The 20,835-nt window shown below is 64.7% G+C and carries 19 protein-coding genes and 2 pseudogenes; 8 read left to right on the top strand and 13 right to left on the bottom strand.

Features of this window, described 5'->3' with window-relative positions; translation table 11 throughout:
• Positions 1-41: 41 nt before the first annotated feature.
• A complete protein-coding gene (locus AB8Z38_RS01920; protein WP_369722829.1) occupies positions 42-1,292 on the bottom strand; it encodes an MFS transporter in 1,251 nt (416 codons plus the stop codon).
• Positions 1,293-1,436: 144 nt separating this feature from the next.
• Here AB8Z38_RS01920 and AB8Z38_RS01915 point away from each other — a divergent pair, with 144 nt between their 5' ends.
• On the top strand, positions 1,437-2,687 hold the full coding sequence (locus tag AB8Z38_RS01915; RefSeq protein ID WP_369722827.1) for a NupC/NupG family nucleoside CNT transporter: 1,251 nt from the start codon (positions 1,437-1,439) through the stop codon (positions 2,685-2,687).
• 126 nt (positions 2,688-2,813) lie between these two features.
• Here the strand turns inward: AB8Z38_RS01915 and AB8Z38_RS01910 are convergent, their stop codons facing one another.
• Complete coding sequence (locus AB8Z38_RS01910; protein ID WP_369722825.1) at positions 2,814-3,341, bottom strand: cupin domain-containing protein; 528 nt, start codon at positions 3,339-3,341, stop codon at positions 2,814-2,816.
• Positions 3,342-3,504: 163 nt separating this feature from the next.
• Positions 3,505-3,792: an usg protein gene (locus tag AB8Z38_RS01905; protein ID WP_369722823.1), complete on the bottom strand. Its 288-nt coding sequence runs from the start codon at positions 3,790-3,792 to the stop codon at positions 3,505-3,507.
• A gap of 383 nt (positions 3,793-4,175) precedes the next feature.
• Between AB8Z38_RS01905 and AB8Z38_RS01900 the strand changes: the two genes are divergently transcribed.
• Both AB8Z38_RS01900 and groL read left to right on the top strand, forming a co-directional pair.
• Complete coding sequence (locus tag AB8Z38_RS01900; RefSeq protein WP_369722821.1) at positions 4,176-4,490, top strand: co-chaperone GroES; 315 nt, start codon at positions 4,176-4,178, stop codon at positions 4,488-4,490.
• Positions 4,491-4,532: 42 nt separating this feature from the next.
• Positions 4,533-6,173: a chaperonin GroEL gene (gene groL / locus AB8Z38_RS01895; protein ID WP_369722820.1), complete on the top strand. Its 1,641-nt coding sequence runs from the start codon at positions 4,533-4,535 to the stop codon at positions 6,171-6,173.
• 111 nt (positions 6,174-6,284) lie between these two features.
• Here the strand turns inward: groL and lepB are convergent.
• Positions 6,285-6,593, bottom strand: a pseudogene (gene lepB, locus AB8Z38_RS01890) (signal peptidase I); the annotation flags it as partial.
• Positions 6,594-6,667: 74 nt separating this feature from the next.
• On the bottom strand, positions 6,668-7,507 hold the full coding sequence (locus AB8Z38_RS01885; RefSeq protein WP_369722819.1) for a LysR family transcriptional regulator: 840 nt from the start codon (positions 7,505-7,507) through the stop codon (positions 6,668-6,670).
• 161 nt (positions 7,508-7,668) lie between these two features.
• On the opposite strand from AB8Z38_RS01885, the gene AB8Z38_RS01880 reads away from it, so the two are divergent.
• The gene (locus tag AB8Z38_RS01880) at positions 7,669-8,295 is read left to right on the top strand and encodes a glutathione binding-like protein (protein ID WP_369722818.1); all 627 of its coding nucleotides are present in this window, start codon (positions 7,669-7,671) and stop codon (positions 8,293-8,295) included.
• Between the two features lie 7 nt (positions 8,296-8,302).
• On the opposite strand, the gene AB8Z38_RS01875 is transcribed toward AB8Z38_RS01880, so the two are convergent.
• Entirely contained in the window at positions 8,303-9,400 is a 1,098-nt protein-coding gene (locus AB8Z38_RS01875; RefSeq protein ID WP_369722817.1) for a tlde1 domain-containing protein, read from the bottom strand.
• Positions 9,401-9,976: 576 nt separating this feature from the next.
• Here AB8Z38_RS01875 and AB8Z38_RS01870 point away from each other — a divergent pair.
• Positions 9,977-10,501 (top strand): FecR domain-containing protein, encoded by a 525-nt coding sequence (locus AB8Z38_RS01870; RefSeq protein ID WP_369722816.1) that lies wholly within the window; start codon positions 9,977-9,979, stop codon positions 10,499-10,501.
• 84 nt (positions 10,502-10,585) lie between these two features.
• On the top strand, positions 10,586-12,472 hold the full coding sequence (locus tag AB8Z38_RS01865; protein WP_369722815.1) for a CHASE2 domain-containing protein: 1,887 nt from the start codon (positions 10,586-10,588) through the stop codon (positions 12,470-12,472).
• Between the two features lie 13 nt (positions 12,473-12,485).
• Here AB8Z38_RS01865 and AB8Z38_RS01860 read toward each other — a convergent pair whose 3' ends face one another.
• The 4 genes from AB8Z38_RS01860 to AB8Z38_RS01845 all read right to left on the bottom strand — a co-directional run bounded on the left by AB8Z38_RS01860 (position 12,486) and on the right by AB8Z38_RS01845 (position 16,063).
• A complete protein-coding gene (locus AB8Z38_RS01860; RefSeq protein WP_369722814.1) occupies positions 12,486-13,991 on the bottom strand; it encodes a glycosyltransferase family 39 protein in 1,506 nt (501 codons plus the stop codon).
• A gap of 18 nt (positions 13,992-14,009) precedes the next feature.
• Complete coding sequence (locus AB8Z38_RS01855; RefSeq protein WP_369722812.1) at positions 14,010-15,146, bottom strand: glycosyltransferase family 2 protein; 1,137 nt, start codon at positions 15,144-15,146, stop codon at positions 14,010-14,012.
• 241 nt (positions 15,147-15,387) lie between these two features.
• On the bottom strand, positions 15,388-15,591 hold the full coding sequence (locus AB8Z38_RS01850; protein ID WP_369722810.1) for a hypothetical protein: 204 nt from the start codon (positions 15,589-15,591) through the stop codon (positions 15,388-15,390).
• Positions 15,592-15,667: 76 nt separating this feature from the next.
• Complete coding sequence (locus tag AB8Z38_RS01845) at positions 15,668-16,063, bottom strand: hypothetical protein (RefSeq protein ID WP_369722809.1); 396 nt, start codon at positions 16,061-16,063, stop codon at positions 15,668-15,670.
• A 120-nt stretch (positions 16,064-16,183) separates the two neighbouring features.
• Here AB8Z38_RS01845 and AB8Z38_RS01840 point away from each other — a divergent pair, with 120 nt between their 5' ends.
• Both AB8Z38_RS01840 and AB8Z38_RS01835 read left to right on the top strand, forming a co-directional pair.
• Positions 16,184-17,005: a DUF72 domain-containing protein gene (locus tag AB8Z38_RS01840; protein WP_369722808.1), complete on the top strand. Its 822-nt coding sequence runs from the start codon at positions 16,184-16,186 to the stop codon at positions 17,003-17,005.
• Positions 17,006-17,015: 10 nt separating this feature from the next.
• Complete coding sequence (locus AB8Z38_RS01835) at positions 17,016-17,477, top strand: DUF488 family protein (protein ID WP_369722807.1); 462 nt, start codon at positions 17,016-17,018, stop codon at positions 17,475-17,477.
• Between the two features lie 45 nt (positions 17,478-17,522).
• On the opposite strand, the gene AB8Z38_RS01830 is transcribed toward AB8Z38_RS01835, so the two are convergent.
• The 3 genes and pseudogenes from AB8Z38_RS01830 to AB8Z38_RS01820 all read right to left on the bottom strand — a co-directional run bounded on the left by AB8Z38_RS01830 (position 17,523) and on the right by AB8Z38_RS01820 (position 20,820).
• Entirely contained in the window at positions 17,523-18,533 is a 1,011-nt protein-coding gene (locus AB8Z38_RS01830) for a PhzF family phenazine biosynthesis protein (protein WP_369722806.1), read from the bottom strand.
• Positions 18,534-18,652: 119 nt separating this feature from the next.
• Positions 18,653-19,553: pseudogene (locus tag AB8Z38_RS01825) on the bottom strand (amidohydrolase).
• A 22-nt stretch (positions 19,554-19,575) separates the two neighbouring features.
• The gene (locus tag AB8Z38_RS01820) at positions 19,576-20,820 is read right to left on the bottom strand and encodes an MFS transporter (protein ID WP_369722805.1); all 1,245 of its coding nucleotides are present in this window, start codon (positions 20,818-20,820) and stop codon (positions 19,576-19,578) included.
• Positions 20,821-20,835: the final 15 nt, after the last annotated feature.

Here is a 20,835-nt window from a genome sequence, read left to right as displayed (position 1 = left end):
GGGCGCCGCAATATCGGGCGTCCTCAAGCCTCGTCCGGCCCCTACTCCAGGCTCTCCACCCGTCGCAGGGTCGGGAACAGCTTCATCCACAGCAGCGCCACCGCGACGGTACAGACGCCGCCCAACACCGCGGCCGGCATGGCACCGAGCAGCGCGGCGGCCACTCCGCTTTCGAACTGGCCGAGCTGGTTCGAGGCGTTGATGAAGAGGAAGTTGACCGCGCCGACCCGGCCGCGCATCTCGTCGGGCGTGGCGAGCTGCACCAGCGAGAAGCGGATCACGACGCTGATCGTGTCGGCCGCGCCGAGAACGGCGAGCGACAGCACCGACAGCCACATCCAGGACGACAGCGCGAACACGATGGTGGCGATCCCGAACACGATCACGGCCTGGAACATGCGCATGCCGACATGCCGCGTGATGGCGTGACGCGCCAGCACCATGGTCATCAGCAGCGCGCCGACTGCCGGCGCGGCGCGCAGGATGCCGAGCCCCATCGGGCCGGTCTGGAGGATGTCGCGGGCATAGATCGGCAACAGCGCAGTGACGCCGCCGAACAGCACCGCGAACAAATCGAGCGAGATGGTGCCGAGGATCGCCGGATTGCCGCGGATGAAGCGGACGCCGGCAAAGATGTTGTCGGTGCTATCCTCCTTGGCGACCGCCTGCGGGCGCGGCTGGATGAAGCCGGTCAGGATCATCCCAACAATCCAGAACAGCAGCATCAGGCCATAGGCGAGATGCGGCGCGATTGCGTAGGCAAAGCCGCCGAGCGCGGGACCGGTGATGGTCGCGACCTGCCCCGCGCCGCTCGCGATGGCCGTTGCGCGCTGAAGCGATCCCTGCGGCGCGATCAGCGGCAGCAGCGCCGCGGTGGTCGGGCTTTCGAAGGCACCGGCGATGCCGAGCACGAAGGTCGCGACAAAAATCTGCACCTCGCCGACCGCGCCCAGATAGGTGCTGATGGCGAGATACAGCGCGGTCGCCGCTTCCACCAGCTGGCACAGCTGGACCACGCGCTTGCGCTCGTAGCGATCGGCGGCGTGGCCGGCAACGAACACCAGCAGCGCCGTGGGCAGGAACTGCACAAGGCCGACCATGCCGAGGTCGAAGGCCGAGCCGGTGAGATCGTAGATCTGCCAGCCGATCGCGACCGCCGCGATCTGGCTGGAGAAGCGCGACAGGCTGCGCGAAAGCAGGAAGAACAGGAAGGCGCGGTGGGAGAGGAGCGCGCGGGCGCTGACCGGCTGATTTGCTGAGATCAGCTGCTCTGTCTTTGCCTGTTCGGTCACGCCCGGACGATCCGCCCCTTGATATCGACGCGCCCCGCGTGGCCGACGCGGACCTGCTTGTCAACAGCGGGCGGTTTTGGCGGCCTCCCGGCATTGCCTTTGCAACGCAGGCGCTGCCATAATCATTGCGGGATTGGGGACATCATGCTGCGGCTGCAATCGGCACTCGGCGTTTTCGCATTGCTGCTGATCGCCTTCGCGCTGGCGGAGAATCGCCGCGCCGTCTCGCTGCGCCAGGCGGCGATCGGTCTTGCCATGACCTTCGTCACCGCGATCGTGCTATTGAAGGTGCCCGTCGTCGCGCACGCCTTCGGCGCCATCAACGACGCGGTCAGCGCGATCTCCGCGGCCTCGCGCGCCGGCTCCTCGTTCGTGTTCGGCTATATCGGCGGCGGTACCCTGCCCTTCGAGGTCAAAGTGCCGGGCGCCGACTTCATCCTGGCGTTGCAGGCGCTGCCGATCGTGCTGGTCATGAGCGTGCTGACGACACTGCTGTTCTATTGGCGTGTGCTGCCGCCGATCGTGCGCGGCATGGCGTGGTTATTGGAACGCACGCTCGGGGTCGGCGGCGCGGTGGGGCTGTCGACCGCGGCTAACATCTTTCTCGGTATGGTCGAGGCGCCGCTGTTCGTGCGGCCGTATCTGGCGCAGATGAGCCGAAGCGAATTGTTCCTGGTGATGACGGGCGGCATGGCCGGGATCGCCGGCACCGTGCTGGTGCTCTATGCGACGCTGCTTGCTCATCTGATCCCTGACGCGGCCGCGCATTTCGTCATCGCCTCCGTGCTAGGCGCGCCGGCGGCGATCCTCGTCAGCCTGATCATGGTGCCGGAGACCAGCGACAAGCGCACCGGCGGTGCGCTCGAGGATCCGGAGATGCAAGTCTCCAGCACCATGGATGCGATCGTGAAAGGCACCGGCGCAGGCCTCGAGCTGCTGCTCAACATCGTCGCCATGCTGCTGGTGCTGGTGGCGCTGGTCTATCTCGTCAATGCGATCCTCGGATTGCTGCCGAACATCGGCGGCGGCGCGATCTCGCTGCAACGCCTGCTTGGGCTGGTGATGGCGCCGGTGTGCTGGCTGATGGGACTGCCCTGGGATCAGGCGGTGACGGCGGGAAGCCTGATGGGCACCAAGACCGTCCTCAACGAATTGATCGCCTATGTCGACCTGTCAAAACTTGCGCCGGACGCGCTCGATGCGCGCTCGCGGCTGATCATGCTGTACGCGATGTGCGGCTTCGCCAATTTCGCCAGCCTCGGCATCATGATCGGCGGCCTGGGGGTGATGGCGCCGGAGCGGCGCGAGGAGATCAACGCGCTGGGGCTGAAGTCGATCGTGTCGGGCACGCTGACGACGTGTTTGATGGGGGCGGTGGTGGGGGTGTTGACGTAGGTTTCTCCCCGCCGTCATTCCGGGGCGATGCGCAGCATCGAGCCCGGAATCCATTTCACTTCGCGTGATGCCGCCCGATGGATTCCGGGTTCGCGCCAAGCGGCGCGCCCCGGAATGACAAGGAGGTCACGCCTTCAACTCCACCGTCTTGAACTCCGCCGGCAAAATCACTTCCAGCAGCTCGACGTCATCCGAATAATCCAGGATCATGTGCTTGATCCTCGGCGGCTGGGTCCAGGCACTGCCTTGCCTCATCAGGGTCTCGCCCTCGCCCTCCATGTAGGTCTTCACCCACCCCTTGAGCACGTAGACCATCTGGAAGTCGACGGCATGGAAGTGGAGCTTCGACACTTCCTCCGTATTGCAGGGGCCTTGCAGGCGGATCACGTGCGCTTGCGCCAGACCGTGGGAGGCAGCGGCGATGCCGAGGTCACGGTATTTCGCATAGGCGCGCAGACCGTCGGCCTTGAAGTCTTCCTCGCGGTAATGGCTGATCGCGATCCGCTGCTTCGGGCGCGCAGCTTTTTTCGGAGTGACAGCACGAGCCTTCGCCTTCACCGCCTTGCGCGCCGATGATCGCGCCGCAGCCTTGGCTCCGCTGCGTTTCTTCACCGCGGCTTGCGTTGCGCTACGCGATTTTGCTTTCTTGGCCATGGGCCGCCTCCCGCTTTTGTTGTGGGGGAGACGCTAGCACGGAAACGATTTCGTAGCTTGGGCAAAGCGGAGCGTGCCCACCATTAGCAAAACGCGATCGCGGAGAGATGGTGGGCACGGCGCGCGAAGTGCGCGCCCAGTCGCCCACCTTGCAGGACCTCGCTCAATGCAGCCTGAACACGCCGTCCACGGCGCGCAGTTCGGCCGGCTTGATCAGCTTGGAATGCGCGACGGTCACCGAATGAAGGGGACCATCGAGCTTCTCCTGCCAGAAGGCCAGGAAATCCTTCAGCGCCGGGAATTTCGGAAACATGTCGTAGTTCTGCCAGACATAGGTCTGGAGCAGCGAGGGATGATCCGGCATTCGATAGAGAATTTGCGCCGTCGTCAGCCCATACCCCAGCACTTGCTTGCGGAAATCGTCCGAAACAACCCCAACCCGCGTGACCATGCCAACCTCCTTTGCAGGAGCGCATATTCAGGGGTGGCTCGGTTTCACCGGGAGCCACCCGGTGGAGATGCGCTCACATGAGACAAATGTGACGCAAACTGACAATCCATCTCAAGCCCAAAAGTTTAACAAGCTGTTGAAATTCAATGCGTTAGCAGCAGAAGGGGCACCGTGCTAATACGGTCCCTATAGCCCGGCTCAAGGCTGGTTAACGATGGCAAGGAATTCTGGCAGCCGGCGCTTCCGAGTGCTTATTTTTCTGCTAGAAGCCCTTGCCCCCGCAAAAATCCTGCCCTATTTGAAGCTTGCCTGCGTAGCACTCGCGGGTATCGACTGCTAACACCCCGAAATCATCAACCCGAGCAATTGCTTAGGAGGACTGCATGAAATTCCGTCCGCTTCACGACCGCGTCGTGGTCAAGCGCATCGACGCAGAAGAGAAGACCGCTGGCGGCATCATCATTCCCGACACGGCCAAGGAAAAGCCCTCGCAGGGCGAAATCGTCGCAGTTGGCCCCGGCGGCCGCGACGAAGCCGGCAAGCTGATCGCGATCGACCTCAAGGTCGGCGACCGCGTGCTGTTCGGCAAGTGGTCCGGCACCGAAGTCAAGATTGACGGCCAGGACCTGCTGATCATGAAGGAGAGCGACGTCATGGGCGTTCTCGAAGTCAGCGAGTCCAAGAAGAAGGCGGCCTAAGAGCCTCACCCTCTCCAGTCAAACCCTCAAGGAAAAATTCAGATGGCCTCCAAAGAAGTCAAATTCGGCGTCGATGCACGCGACAAGATGCTGCGCGGCGTCGACATCCTCGCCAACGCCGTCAAGGTGACGCTCGGCCCCAAGGGCCGCAACGTCGTGCTCGACAAGTCGTTCGGCGCTCCCCGCATCACCAAGGACGGCGTCACCGTCGCCAAGGAGATCGAGCTCGACGACAAGTTCGAAAACATGGGCGCGCAGATGGTGCGCGAAGTCGCCTCCAAGTCGGCTGACGCGGCTGGCGACGGCACCACCACCGCAACCGTGCTCGCGGCTGCGATCGTTCGTGAAGGCGCCAAGTCGGTTGCCGCCGGCATGAACCCGATGGACCTCAAGCGTGGTATCGACCTGGCCGTGGAAGCCGTGGTCGCCGACCTCGTCAAGAACTCCAAGAAGGTCACCTCGAACGACGAGATCGCCCAGGTCGGCACCATCTCCGCCAACGGCGATGCCGAAATCGGCAAGTTCCTCTCCGACGCCATGAAGAAGGTCGGCAACGAGGGCGTCATCACAGTTGAGGAAGCCAAGTCGCTCGAGACCGAACTCGACGTCGTCGAAGGCATGCAGTTCGACCGCGGCTACATCTCGCCCTACTTCGTCACCAACGCCGACAAGATGCGCGTTGAAATGGACGACGCCTACATCCTCATCAACGAGAAGAAGCTCTCCTCGCTGAACGAGTTGCTGCCGCTGCTCGAGGCCGTGGTGCAGACCGGCAAGCCGCTGGTGATCGTCGCCGAGGACGTCGAAGGCGAAGCCCTCGCGACCCTGGTCGTGAACCGTCTGCGCGGTGGTCTGAAGGTCGCGGCCGTCAAGGCTCCGGGCTTCGGCGATCGCCGCAAGGCCATGCTGCAGGACATCGCGATCCTGACCGGCGGTCAGGCGATCTCGGAAGATCTCGGCATCAAGCTCGAGAACGTCACGCTCAACATGCTCGGTCGCGCCAAGAAGGTGATGATCGACAAGGAGAACACCACGATCGTCAACGGCGCCGGCAAGAAGGCCGACATCGAAGCGCGCGTGGCCCAGATCAAGGCGCAGATCGAGGAAACCACCTCGGACTACGACCGTGAGAAGCTCCAGGAGCGTCTCGCCAAGCTCGCAGGCGGCGTCGCGGTGATCCGCGTCGGCGGCGCGACCGAGGTCGAGGTGAAGGAGCGCAAGGATCGCGTTGATGACGCGATGCATGCGACCCGCGCGGCGGTCGAGGAAGGCATCGTCCCGGGCGGCGGCGTCGCCCTGCTCCGTGCTTCCGAGCAGCTCAAGGGCCTGCGCACCAAGAACGACGACCAGAAGACCGGCGTCGAGATCGTGCGCAAGGCGCTCTCCGCGCCCGCTCGCCAGATCGCGATCAACGCCGGTGAAGACGGCTCCGTGATCGTCGGCAAGATCCTGGAGAACAAGACCTACGCCTACGGCTTCGACTCCCAGACCGGCGAATATGCCGACCTGGTCAAGAAGGGCATCATCGACCCGACCAAGGTGGTCCGCACCGCGATCCAGAACGCAGCCTCGGTTGCGGCTCTCTTGATCACCACGGAAGCCATGGTCGCCGAATTGCCCAAGAAGGCCGGCGCCGGCCCCGCAATGCCCCCGGGCGGCGGCATGGGCGGCATGGACTTCTAAGTCCAGCCATTCAGGCAAACTCGAGAATGCGAAACCCCGGCAGCGATGCCGGGGTTTTGTTTGGGACACATTCCGCGCGGCGCTACGCGCCGCCCCGGAATGACGAGGCGCCTACTGAATTTTTCCCAGTCGCTTAAAGCGCAACTCGCCGCTGTCGTTCTGCGACCAGAAGATCCGCGTCACCCGGCCGACGAGGTTGTCCATGGGAATGAAGCTCATCGCCGACGTCATGCGGCTGTCGGTGGAGTTGTCGCGGTTGTCGCCGAGCGCGAAGAAGTGACCCGCTGGCACCGTGAAGACGCTGCTGTTGTCGAGGTAACCGCCATCGATGCAGTCGTAAGTCAAATAGCTGGCGCCGTTCGGCAGCGTCTCGCGCCAGCGCTTGATTTTCGCGCCGGCGTCTAACCCGCAGGCGAATCCCGTGCTTCGTCGATTTGGTCGTGCAGCTCTCGGGCTGCGTTCAACCGCACCGAGCCTCCCGATTCCGCAAGCGATCAGTTGCGTGACAGATCCTTGAAGCAGTGGCGGACCCATTCGATCGCAAGGCGAGTCGCCGGATCGCGCTTGAGATGGTTCTGCACCAGGAGCCAGACGTCGCGGCGCTTCGTCAGCAGCGTTGCGCGCAGGCTGCGGTCGGCGAGCAGGTCGGCGCAGCTAAGTTCGGGCAGCACGCCGATCGCCTGATGCGACTGGATCATGGTCCTGACCACGCGGAAATTATCGGTCACGCAGCGCGCGTTCTTCAACCGCCTGGCGCGCAGAAACTGCGCCTCGGGAATGGCGTCGAGTTCATCCGGAAAGACGCAAGCGATCGGCTCGCCGCCCGCGCGGTCGACGGGCTCGAAGAAATACAGCCGCAGATCGGCGAGCTTGGAGATCGTGAAGTCGCCCTTCTCCGGCTTGCGCAGCCGAATCGCGAGATCGGCCTGCCAGCGCGAGAACTTGACGTTGCCGCTGGCGGTGAGGAATTGCAGGGTCAGCCCCGGATTGTCGTGCAGGAAGCCCGGCGCATGCGGCGCCAGCAGCTGCTCGGCCACGGTATTGGTCGAGGCAATGCGGATGCGGCCGACCGGGCCGGGCTGGCTTTCACCGATGCGATCGATCGCCGCGACATGCGCGGCCATCGCGCCGACGTGCTCGAGCACGGCTTCGCAATGCCGCGTCGGCCGGCGCAAGCCGTCAACGGCATCGAACAAGGGCACACCGAGGTCGCGCTGGATGCGCGCGAGCCGGCGGCCAACGGTGGTCTCGTCGATGCGCAGCCGCGCGCTGGCGCCGGCATAGGTGCCCTCGTCCCTCACCGCGGCGATGATGCGCAGATCGTCCCAGTTCATCGTCCGCCCAGCCTAGCAGGCGCCCACCGGTCCTGCAAATTCGCAGCCATACGCTGCCAATAGTCCTGCACAATGGCAGGCCGTGCCCGCGGTAGTCTTGCGGTCGGACCATTTCGCCCTCATCGCGCGCAGTGACGCGCTCGTCTGATCCGGGAGGCCACATGCTGCAACTCTATTTTTCGCCGATGGCCTGCTCGCTCGCCAGCCGCATCGCGCTGATGGAGGCGGGCCTGGAGGCGCGCTATCATCGCGTGAATCTCGTGACCAAGAAGCGCATCGAGGATGATGCCGATTTCCGCGGCATTTCGGCGAAAGGCGCAGTGCCGGTGCTGGTGCTGGAGAATGGCGAGCGGCTGACGGAGAGCGCGGCGGTGCTGCAATATATCGCCGACCTGAGGCCGGAGACGGGGCTAGCCCCGCCTCCCGGCCACGTCGATCGTTACCGGCTCCAGGAATGGCTGAGCTTCATCGGAGCCGAGATCCACAAGGGATTTCTGTTTCCGACCTTCTGGTACAAGGACGAGGCAGCCAAGGCGGCACGCGTGCGGATCGAGGAGAGCGTGGCGTTCGCGGCCGATCATCTGAACAGCCGCACGCATCTGGTCGGGGATCGTTTCACGGTGGCCGATGCCCATCTGACTTGGGCGCTATTGCTGCTTCGCTACGCCCGCGTCGAGATCGACCGCCACCCGTCGCTGGTCAGCTATCTCGAACGCATGCAGGCGAGGCCCGCCGTGCGGGAAGCGATTGCCACCGAAAGCGCGCTTCGGAAGACCGTCGCAGTTTAGGCGCGGATCAATCGATCCGCGCGACCACCGCGAGCCTGCGGATGCCCTTGTTGCGGTAGGCATCGAGGAACGCGTAGTAGTCCTTGAACGACACGCAGCCGTTGGAATCGCCGTTCGGTCCGAGCATGAAGGTGTGCGCGAGCAGGCCGTCGCGGCCGTAGATCGCGCTCTCGCCGCCGATCGGCATCAGCCGCAGCGCGGGCACGCCGTGGAACAGCGCTTCGCGCGGCTTAAGGTCGTAGATGTGAGGCGGGGTCACGCCGCGCATACGGACGCGCGACGAACGGGGATCGTCGAGATTGGAGCCGAGGCCTGAATGCGCTTCGAGCCTGGTCCCGTCGGGCAGATACACCGTCTTGGCGGTGATGTCGTAGACCGCGGTGGAGCGGTCATACGGCGCCGAACCGCCCAGCATCGGGTTCTGTTCCTTCGGCGCGATGCTCGCGGTGACGCTGGCATCGGCCGACGCATAGGCGAGCAGGCCGCCGGAGGGCTCGCGCTTGCCCCAGAGCTTTTCGACCATCGACTGCCGCGGCCCGGTGATCGACATCACCGCAGCCTTGGCGCGATCGGCAAAGGATTTTGGCTTCGGCGCGGGCGCCGGCACGATCTCGGCCGGATCGGCCGAAGCAAGCTGCACCGGGGCATCGGCACGCTTGGGCTTGGCGGCATCCGCGAGCTTTTCAGCAACCTTGGACGGGTTCAGCGGCTTCAGCGCTTCCGCGACCCTCGCGACGACGGTGGGCTTCGCGGGCTCCTTGGTGGACTCCTTGGCTTCGGCGACCTTCGTTGCCGGCGCAGCGCTCGCGGCGTTGGAGTCCACGCCCTGGGTCGCAGCCGCAGCAAAGCGCTCGTTGAACATTTCGCGCGAGATCGGCGTGACGACCTGCACCCGGTCGGGCAGCAGCGAGAAGGCTTCCTTGATCGCCTCACCTGCCTCGCGCAGCGCAACCTTGGGCGCGCGCTTGATCACGGGCTCGTCGTAGCCAATGCTGCCGACGGTCGGATAGACGCTCGCGGCGAGGATGTTGGTGTAGACGGTCCAGCCGGCGCCAAGCACGACGCAGCCGATCAATGCGGCGCCAAGCCCGCTGTGGGTGGCCATTTTCCGGGAAGACTTCCGATTTGGATTCTTGGGCTTCCGTGCCGCGTTACTCTGCGCAGCGATACTCGTACTCATTCGCCTTGCGTCCAGGACGGTGTCACTCAGTCCCCCTTCGAAGTGCCGCTGGTCACGTTCCGGAGACAGCATTTCGCAGAGGCTCGGAGCGGCATTAAGGCGACTTTTAGTTAAATGCGGATTAAGTTCTGGCGGAGCTGGGGCAACCGGCCAGAGGTGTCCCATTTAGAGAAAAAATCCCGCAGAACTACGGACTTACGCGGCACTGTTAACCATGTTTCTCGGCCGGTTCGACGCAATGATCTGGCGTCTCCGACCGCAGCCTATGACGCATCCAACTGCGTCCATTCCGTGATCTTCCATGCCGTCAGAATCATAGCGACCCAGCGTTGCGCCAAGCTGGTGCGTTTCGGCTGACCGAAACTTGATCGCGCGCGCTCTGGCAAAGACTGCAGCGACAAAATACCTGCAGGCAACGCATTCTCGGCGGCCTCCACGTACGATACTATTCCCTATCAACCTCACCCTTGAAATGTGCCGAGCGCTGAAATGGAGGCTGGCATGACAAAGGTTGCGCGCGCCGGATTTTTTGCCCTGGCGTGCTCGCTCGTGTTGATGGGGTCGGCTGCCGCGCAGCCTGCGGCCAATGCGGGCTGTACGTCCTCGGCGTCGGCTGCCGGCACGCAGACCTGGCACTGTGACAACGGCATCACCATCGTTGCTGAAAATGGCGCCCGATTTGAACTTAAGGACGCCAACCGCGACGGACATATTGACTCCATCGAGTTGAGCAGCAAAGCCCTGCTGGTCGAGGTGCCGAAGAAGCCCGGCGGCAATCCCTTCAAGGTGCTGACGCCGCAGGCGATCGCAGCGGTGCGCGGCACCAAATGGGCGGTCGACGTCGGTGACGCGAAGACGTCCGTTTTCGTCGCCAATGGGCGCGTCGGCGTAATTCGCAGGGCCCGTGGGCGCGGCGTCGTACTCGGCCCCGGCGAAGGCGTCGACGTGGAAGCGACCGGCCCGCTGGCCGTCAAGCCATGGGGCCAGCCGCGCATCGACGCCTTGATGGCAAGGCTTGGACTATAAGGCTTGGTCAATAAGGCTCGGTCAACAAGGCTTGGACAACAAGGCTTGGACAATAAGGCTAGAAGATTGCAGTACGACGTGATGATGAGCCGACGCGTTCAGATCCTGGTGGCCCTCGTCCTCACCGCATTATGGGGCGGCAGCATCTATGCGGCCCACGCCAGCGGCCATCTGCGCTTTCTCGATCGGCTCGAGGCCACGCTGACCGACCTGCGCACGCTCGCCCGTGGCGTGCAGCGTCCGCCCGATCTCGTCACCATCGTCGCGATCGACGACACCGTGGTGAAGCGCGGCGGCAGCTATCCGTTGCCGCGCGCCGATCTCGCGCGCATCGTCGACACCATCGTGCAGTTCAAGCCGAAAGTCTTGGGGATCGACCTGCTGCTGGTCGACCGCAGTGCCGCGATCGGCGACGCCACGCTGGCGCATACGCTCGCCACCGGTCCCATGGTCCTTGCAGCCGCGGCGATCTTCCCGAGCGCCGATCAGACGGTGGCGCCGAGCAGCGAGGGCCTGCTCGGCGCCCTGCCCGAGGCCGAGCGCTTCCTGCTACCGCTGCCGGCGTTCGCCGATCACGCCGATGTCGGAATCGTCAACGTTGCGACGGGACAGTCGGGCTCTCCCCTCTCCGTGCCCATGCTGTTCCGGACGCACGACAAGGTCGAGCTGTCATTTCCGCTGCGAGTCGCGAGCCGCGCGCTCAACAAGCCGCTGACGATCGCGCCGGATCACCTCATGCTCGGCGATCGCGCGGTGCCGACCGACACCGATTTTGCGTTGCCGATCACCTATTACGGCCCGCGCCGGACCATCCGCACCGTCAGCGCGCAGAGCATCTTTGACGGAACGCTGGACCGCGCGGCGATCGAGAACCGCATTGTCGTGATCGGCGCCGCGGTCGCCGGCGGCGGCGATTTCTTCCCGACGCCGTTCGACACCCTGATGCCGGGCGTCGAGGTGGTCGCGACTGCGATCACGCATCTCGTTGCCGGCGACAGCATCGTGCGAGACCGCAGGGTTCACACCGCGGACGCGCTCGCGGCGATCCTGCTGCCGATGCTGCTGGTGGGTCTGCTCGCGTGGCGGCGCAGCGCGCCTGGCCTGATCGCAGCGGCTGTGGTGGTGATCGCCTGGGCGGCGCTCAATCTGATCGCATTCACGCACGGCGTCTGGCTGAATGCCGCGACGACGCTTGCGGCCGCGGTGCCGCCGGTCGCGATCTTTGCCGGCGTGCAATTGTGGGCGGGCGACCGCCGCACGCAATACCTCACAGCGAGGAGCCGGTCGCTGGCGCAATTCCAGTCGCCGGCAGTTCAGGAGTGGCTGGCGCAGGATCCCGATTTCCTCGCCACACCAGTCCGCCAGGACGCGGCGGTGATCTTCATCGATCTCTCCGGGTTCACGGCGCTGAGCGAACGGATCGATCCCGACCAGCTCCAGGACATTCTGAAGACGTTCCACGTGCTGATCGACAAGACCTCGGTCGATTGCGGCGGCATGATCACCAGCTTTCTGGGCGACGGCGCCATGATCCTGTTCGGCCTGCCAGCGGCGATGCCCGACGACGCGGCACGCGCGCTGAAATGCGCCATCGACCTGCATCGCGGCGTCGAGCGCTGGATCGCGTCACTGCCGCCCGCGATCGGCGGCCGGCTCGGTTTCAAGATCGGGGCACATTTCGGCCCGATCGTCGCCTCCCGTCTCGGCGAGAGCCACCAGCACATCACGGCCAACGGCGACACCGTCAACGTCGCGAGCCGGCTGATGGAAGTCGCGACCCAGAACGGCGCGCGGCTCGCATTGAGTGATACGCTGCTCGATGCGGCCGACTACCTCGGCGATCGCGACAGCACACTGCGAGGGCCGCTCCGCACGCAAATCCGCGGCCGCTCCGGCACAGTCGCCGTCTGGTTCTGGCGCGATGAGAGCCAATCGAGGCAGCCGGCGGCCGAAGCCGACGTGGCAAGCTGAGCGGGTCGCGCCGCTACGGCTGCGCTTCCGGCGGTGGCGAGCGGTCCAGCACGTCGCCCTTGGCGCCTTCCAGCAGATCAACGGCATAGGTCTCGATGACGAGCGGACCGCGCTTGCGCTGCAATTCCGCAACGCGCGTCACCTGCGCAAAGAGGTCCCTGAGGAAGGGCTGGCCATCGGGACGCGGCTCGTCGACATAGATCAGCTTGCCCGCCAGCAGTTTTGCATCGGGCTCGGGCATGTTGACCCAGCGGATGCGCTGGTTCCGCTGCACCACGCAGGTGCCGCGCGGCAGATAGAAGGCGAGCCAGCCCGTGGTGCCGTAATCCGGCGCCAGCACGCAAGTCGCCCCGGTCCGGACCCGCGCGGCTTCGATGCCGGCGGCAAGCTCGCGCCAGCCGACGCCGACGCTGCGCACGGTCGAATCGCGGCGGTAGCCGGACAGCCAGCCGGTATTGGCCTGCACGATGAGCGCTGCGAACATCACGATGCCGGCTGGCGCCGCCCAGCGCAGACAAAAATCCACCAGCCGTCGCGCACGCGGTTTCCACTGCACGAGATTGGCGGCGGCCGCCGCGGCGACGACAAAAGGCGGATAGACCGGCGCGAACCAGTTCGCCTCGACGCGGGCATGCAGCGAATGCCAGACGAAATAGCCGACGATGGTCCAGAACAACGCCTCGATCAGCACGCGCGAGGCCAGCGCGCCGGCGCGGCGCCAGGTCAGCGCGTGCAGCCCCATGGCACCGAGGATGAAGACCAGCGGGGTTGCGAACGCGATCTGGGTCGGGATCAGCTCGGCGATGAAGACGGGCCGGAAATCCTCGATCCGCGCGCGCCCGAGCTGCTTTGCGAACGAGACCCATTGATGATCCGCATTCCAGAGGATCACCGGCGAAAACAGCGCGAGCGCAACGAGGCCGCCGAGATAGGGCCAGGGCGAGAGAAACCAGCGCCGCAGCTTCGGGACCGCCGCGAGCCAGATCAGGATCGCAGGGCCAAAGAACATGGCGGTGTATTTCGACAGCAGCGCCGCGCCGACGGCGGCGCCGACCGCGAGCCACCAGGCACCGCGGCCGGTCTCGAGCACCTTTGCCAGAAAAAACAAAACGAAGCTGGAGGCCACCAGCAGCGGCGCGTCGGGCGTCACGATCAGCGTGCCGACCGCCACCATCAGCGTGACGTTGAGCAGGATGGCGCTGGTCGCCGCCACCCGCGCGCCGCCGAACAGGATCGCAGCCGAGCGGTAGATCGCGTAGCTCATCGGCAAAGCAAGCAGGACCGAGACGAGGCGGACGCCGAGCTCGGTATCGCCGGCGATCATGGTGCCGGCGCGGATCACATAGGCGACCATCGGCGGATGGTCGTAATAGCCGCCCGCCAGGCTCTTCGACCACATCCAGTAATAGGCTTCGTCGAAGGTGATCGGCGTGAAGGCGGCCGCAACGAGCCGCAAGCCGAGCAGCGCAAGGATCACCAGCGCCGTATTGCGGATGATCCGCGCGTCAGCCCCGCCCATGCCAGATTCCTCGGCGCGCTATTTCTTGCGCCAGACGAACAGTCCGGACATCGCGTAGTTCCACACCACGCCCATCAGCGCGCCGGCCATGCCGGCCAGCCACCAGATCGGCTCCTGGTCGTAGACCGAGAAGGCGACGCCGACATTGGCAAGCAGGCCGACGCTGCACACCACGTAGAACATGATCAGGCCGCTCAGGAGCGCAAAGCCCTTCAGCCGCTGATCGCGATAGGTCAGGAAGTTATTGAGGACGAAATTGCTGGTCATGGCGACGATGGCGCCGGCGGCCTGCGCCTCCGCGAACGGCACCTTGATCAGCTCGAGCGCAATGAACAGCGTGGTGAGATGCACCACGAGACCGATGCCGCCGACCATCGCGAACAGGATGAAGCGCAGCGAGACGGTGTCATTGCTCAGCTTCGCCAGCACCAGGCCGATGAAATCGAGCGCGACCATGGAATCGAGCTTGCTCTCGCCGTGCTGGCGTTGACCGAAGGTGTAGGGAATCTCGACGGCGCGCAACGTGCCATGCGCGGTCGCAACCAAATCGAGCAGGATCTTGAAGCCGTGCACCGACAGTTTCGGCGCCAACTCCTCGAAACGGTCGCGGCGAACCATGAAGAAGCCGCTCATGGGATCGGCGATCTCGACCCGCAGCATCTTCTTCGCGACCTCGGTCGCAAGCGCGCTGGCGCCGGCACGCTGCTTGTTGAAGCCTTCGCTCTTGTACCCCTCGATGTAGCGGCTGCCGACCACGAGGTCGGCCTGCCCGCTTGCAAGCAGCGACAGCATTTTCGGCAGTTGCGTCTCGTCGTGCTGGAGATCGGCGTCGATCACGGCCGCATAGGGTGCGCTGGAGGCAAGGATGCCCTCGATGCAGGCTCCGGACAGGCCGCGGCGGCCGATGCGGCGGATGCAGCGCACGCGGCTGTCGCGCTGCGCCAACGCACGCACCACGTCCCAGGTGCCATCGGGCGAATTGTCATCGACGAACACGACCTCCCAGGCAACGCCGGCAAGCGACGCTTCAAGCCGCCGGTACAGCACCGTGACATTGTCGCGCTCGTTGAAGGTCGGGACGATGACCGAAACTTCCGGCGATCGCGAGCTCGCTTGGGGGGGATTTTCGGGGCCCGGTCTGATCGCTTCATTCATGACGGCAGCGTATATCCGCCGCGTCCTGCGCTGCCAAGCCGGGGTTTCTCTGGGGATCGGCCCAAAAGGGCCGCAAAATGCCAACGACCCCGGAACGGCGGACCGCGCGTACATCCGGCGCGGGCCAAGCTATTCCAAGGTCGTTTCGACAACGGAGATTGTCACTCAACGTTGCCGTCTCAGCCTAAATAGGAACGGCACGGGCGCCTCGCAAGGGGTCGGAACTGCCTTTTTCAGGCCCTTATTGGTTCGGGACTTCCCGGATCACCGGGCCGCGCGGTGCGGGCGCGGCGGGGGCCGCGGGCGCCGCAGCAGGGGCTGCGTCGGACTTCACCGGCTTGGGCGGCTTGCCATATTGGCCGATCGGCCCAAACACGACAGCGACCGCAAGCACCACCGCGGCGACGATCGCGCCAAAAATGCCCCCTACCGACTCAGACGACATGCGAACCCGTCCCCGTTCCAGATCGGCCCAGTAATACCACGGATGAACGCGCGGCCGGAAGGGGTCCGCCACTCCCCTACTGTACTGGCGGCCGGTGCTTGACGAAGGCCGTCACGATGTCCTTCTGCGCCGACTCCACCGCCCTGTTCGCGGTCGCGAGATGGGCGCCGGCATCGATGGTCGGATACTGCGCGGTGAGATAATCAAGCAGCGCCACCCGGTAGGACTGGCGCTCCGACGGACAGGCCCCCGCGACCGATCGGCCAAAATCCTGTTCCGACAGGCCCTGATTGCTATTCCGCGAATATTCGCGCGCCAGGCAATGCCAGTAATCGTCGCGGCCCTGCATCGCGAGCTTCTGCGCACCTTTCGCATCGTTGTCCTCCGCCATGACAGCTGATGTCGTGACGGCAGAAGTGATGGCGGCAGATGTCATCATTGCGAGCGCCGCTCCCATCATCAGCATCCGCATCTTGTTCTCCTTTTTTTGCAGATTCCACCGCGAGCTTAGACGGGAGACGGCAACTGGCCAATCACATCTGGTTTGATTAGGATGACGGCCCTCCCCTCCTCGACGATGTGAGTTGCGCCCGTGGCCAAAGCAAAAACCGCGTCAAAAAAATCCGGCAACATCTTCATCGGCGTCGGCGGCTGGACCTTTGAGCCCTGGCGCGGCGTGTTCTATCCGGAAAAGCTGACGCAGGCGAAGGAGCTCTCCTACGCCGCCTCGAAGCTGACCTCGATCGAGATCAACGGCACCTATTACGGCTCGCAGAAGCCAGAGAGCTTTCGCAAATGGGCAAGCGAAGTCCCGGAAGGTTTTGTGTTCTCGGTCAAGGGGCCACGCTTTGCCACCAATCGCCGCGTGCTGGCGGAGGCCGGCGATTCCATCAAGCGGTTCTACGATTCCGGCGTGCTGGAGCTCGGCGACCATCTCGGCCCCGTGCTCTGGCAGTTCGCGCCGACCAAAAAATTCGACGGCGCCGATTTCGGCAAGTTCCTCGAGCTGCTGCCTCGCAAGCTCGACGGCCGCGCGCTGCGCCATGTCGTGGAGGTCCGCCACGACAGTTTTTGTACGCCGGACTTCGTCGCGCTGATCCGCGAATTCGAAACGCCGGTGGTATTTGCCGAGCATGGCAAATATCCGGCGATCGCAGACGTCGCCGGTGATTTCGTCTACGCGCGGCTTCAGAAGGGTAATGACGAGATCAAGACCTGTTACCCGCCGAAGCAGCTCGACGCCTGGAGCAAGCGGTTTCAGGCCTGGGCCGAGGGAAGCGAACCCGACGATTTGCCGAAGGTCGACAAGGCCAAGCCGAAGAAGGAACCGCGCGACGTGTTCGCGTATGTCATTCACGAAGGCAAGGTGCGCGCACCGGCCGGCGCCATGGAACTGATCGCGCGCGTTGCCTGACGGGTGGTTCATGGCAAAGACAAAGAAGCTCTTCACCATCGGTTATGAGCAGACGCCGCCCAAGGCCGTGCTGGACGAGCTGGAGCAGGCCGGTGTCAAGCTCGTGGTCGACGTCCGCGCTGTGACATCGTCGCGGCGCCCGGGCTTTTCGAAGAAGCAGCTTGCCGCAGGCCTGGATGAACGCGGTATCGCCTACGTCCATCTCGCCGCGCTCGGTACACCCAAGGAAGGCCGCCTCGCCGCGCGCAGCGGGCACTACGACATGCTCGAAAGGATCTACGCGAAACACCTGAAGACGCCGCAGGCCAAAGAAGAGATCGACGAGCTCTCGGCGCTGGTGAAGAAGGCCGGCCCGGTCTGCCTGCTCTGCTATGAGCGCGACCACACCCACTGCCATCGCCAGATGATCGCGGAGGTGATCGAGGAGCGGGATGGGGTGGTGGTGAAGAATTTGGCGGGGCGACAGGTGTAGTCTGCATGTCATTCCGGGGCGCGCATAGCGCGAGCCCGGAATCCATCAAGCCACAGAGTCAATCGATGAATGGATTCCGGGCTCAGCGCTTTTGCGCTGCCCCGGAATGACGACTGGAGAGAGCGTGCTAGACGATGCGCCTCTACCCCTCCCCGCCAGCCGGAACGTCCCTTCCATCATCTGCACGCAGTTGCCGCCGACATGGGCTGAAACGATCTTGCCGTCCTGCTTGCGCACGCGCGTCAGGAGCAGGCTTGGGCGGCCCATGTCATAGCCCTGCCCGACCGTGAGCTTCAACTCGGCGTCAGGCGTGCGATCGAGATCGGCGAACAACGCGGCTGCTGCGACGGTGGCGCTGCCGGTGGCGGGGTCCTCGACGAGACCGCTGGCGCCGCGCATGAACATCCGCGCTTGGCGTTCGCAAGGCGCCTCCGCCGCCGGCACGTCGCGCGTATAGAACCACACCGAGAACGCACCGTCGCGCGGAAGAACCCTGCCGAACGCCGCCGCGTCGGGCCTGGCGCGCTTGAGCGCATCGCGCGAATGCAGCTCAGCCACCAGAAATGGCGTTCCCACGCTGACAACCTGCGGCGCGTGACGATCGATCTTGATGTCCTCCGCGGTCAAGGAGATGCAGGCCGCGACCTCTTCGGCGGAACACTGCGCGAGCCGCGAGAGCGGCTGCGGCGCCGTGAGTTCGGTGCTGACCACCCGGCCCTGCTCCCGCACGATCTCAACCGGCACGAGCCCAGCCTTCTCCTCGAACAGCAGACGCGGCTTCGGCTCCTTCGCGATCGTCGCGAGCACGAAGGCGGTGCCGACATTGGGATGGCCCGCGAACGGCAGCTCCCGCACCGGCGTGAAGATGCGCACCTCGGCGTCATTGGCCTTATCGCGCGGCGGCAGCACGAAGGTCGTCTCGGAATAATTGAACTCGGTCGCGATCGCCTGCATCTGCGCGGTCGAAAGCCCCGCCGCATCCAGCACCACGGCGAGCTGGTTGCCGCCGAAGGCGCGGCCAGTGAACACGTCGACGGTGATGTAGCGGCGCTGCATGTAAAACCCTCACGCAAATGGCGTGCCGCAACCGGCCGCCTCGCGCAGCACTCTACAAGGCGTGAACATCGTCCGTCATGCCCCAAAATTCGGAGCATTCGGAGCAATCGCGGAGAGCTTCAGAAGCGGAACAGCGGCTGGGGCGAGGCCAGCACTTTCGCGCGCTCGTCTTTGTCGACGATCAGCGCATCGAGAAATTGGCGGTTCTTCGCGTAATTCTGCGTTGCCTCGAACTGCGTGTGCGGCCAATCGCTGCCCCACAGCAGGCGATCGAGCCCGTAAGCGTTGCGCAGCAGCGGATAGGCCTCTTTCGCAAAACTCTCGCCCGCCGCGCCGTTGCGGTACGGCGCCGAGATCTTGACCCAGACGCTCCGGGTCGCCCCGAGCTTCAGCACCGACTGAAAGCCGGGATCGGCAACGCCGAGTTTCGGATCGGGCAGCGCGTAATGATCGAGCACCACCGCGACGCCGTGATCGAGCAGCTTCGGCGCAAGCTCGGCGAGATCGGAGGCGTTGCGCTGGATCTCGACCTGCCAACCCATCGCTTTCACCTCCGCAAGCAGCGTCTTCCATTCGGGGGGCGGCGAGATCGGGCAAGGGCTGGCCGACAAGGTTGAGGCGGATGCCGACAACGCCGGCACGATCGAGCGCACGCAGCTCATCGGCAGCGACTTTAGGGTCGACGACGGCAATGCCGCGCAGGCGGCCGCTGGTCTGCTTCAGGCATTCGACCAGATAGGAATTGTCGGTACCGAGAAAGCTCGGCTGCACCAGCACGCCATTGGTCATGCCATTGCGGTCGAGCTGCTCGAGATAGAGCGACAGCGGCGCGTCATAGTCGGGCGCATAGCGACGGCCGGGCGCGAGTTTTAGCCCGCGATGGAAGACATGGGCGTGGGTATCGATGGTCTTCAAGCTCGTCTCACTCATCGCTTGGCCCGCGGCGGCCAACGCCGGCACGAGGGATACAAGGCCGGCGCCGAACTGGCGGCGGGTCAGGCCACGCTGGCTGAACATCATGGTGATTGCTCCTCATTCTTCGTCAGGCGCGCGCCGCAGCAGTCTGCTCAAACACTTTGCCGCGGGTTTCGGGGAGGAGCAGCACCGCGATCAGCACAAGCGAATAGGCGAAGGCCGCGTCGATGCCGATTGCCGCTCCGAGCCCGATGTGATCGCTGAGGAAGCCGACCAGGAACGGGAATGCGGCGGAGACGATGCGGCCAAAATTGTAGCAGAAGCCGACGCCGGTGCCGCGCACGCCTGCGGGATAGAGCTCGCTGAACAGTGCGGCCATGCTGGCAGGGATTCCGGCTGAGAAGAAACCCAGGGGGAAACCGAGCACCAGCATCTGCGCGTCCGTCAACGGCGCGAAGATATAGACCAGCACCGTCACGATGCAGGCCGCCGCGAACAAGGCGACATTGGCGCGGCGGCCGATGCGGTCGCTGATGGTGCCGCTTGCAATACAGCCGCAGAAGAAGGCAAGGATGATGACGGCGAGGTAGCCGCTGGAGCCCAGCACCGACAGGTGCCGCACCTCGCGCAGATAGGTTGGCAGAAAGGTTGTCAGCGCGGCATAGCCGCCATGGGCGCCGATGCCGAACAGGCCGCCGACCAGGGTCGAACGCAGCACGTCGCGATGGAAGATGCCGGAGAGCGTGGCGAGGAACGGCGCGTTTGCGTCGGCTGCTGCGGCACGCGGCGGCTCTTTCAAACCACGGCGAATGAAAATGATCAGAAGCGCAGGCAAGAGCCCGATCGCAAACAGCAGCCGCCAGGCGATATCCGCCGGCGCATAGGTGAAGATCAGCGCCGACAGCAGCACGGCCGCGCCCCAGCCGACAGCCCAGGCGCTCTGCACCGAGCCGAGCGCCTTGCCGCGATGCTCGGGGCGGATGATCTCGGCCATCAGCACCGCGCCGCAGGCCCACTCGGCGCCGAAACCGACGCCCTGGATCGCCTTGAGTACGACAAGCTGGGTGTAGCTCATCGCAAACGCGCTGGCGAAGGTCGCCAATGCAAACGTCGCGACCGTGATCTGGAGTGCCTTGACGCGGCCGAAGCGGTCGCCGAGCGCGCCGCCGAGCCAGCCGCCGAATGCGCCAAAGAACAGCGTCACCGAGCCGAGCAGCCCGGCATCGGCCTTGCTGATGCCGAACGCTGCGATCAGCGCCGGAATCGCGAGGCCGAACATCTGGACATCGAGCGCATCCAGTGCCCAGCCGCCAAAGCTTGCCCAAAACGTCCGCTTCTCAAGCGGCGAGCATTCACTGTACCAGTTCGCCATTGTTTCCCCCTGAAT

This window comes from Bradyrhizobium sp. LLZ17 (assembly GCF_041200145.1).
Taxonomy (GTDB): domain Bacteria; phylum Pseudomonadota; class Alphaproteobacteria; order Rhizobiales; family Xanthobacteraceae; genus Bradyrhizobium.
This window is presented reverse-complemented; position numbering and strand designations above follow the sequence as displayed.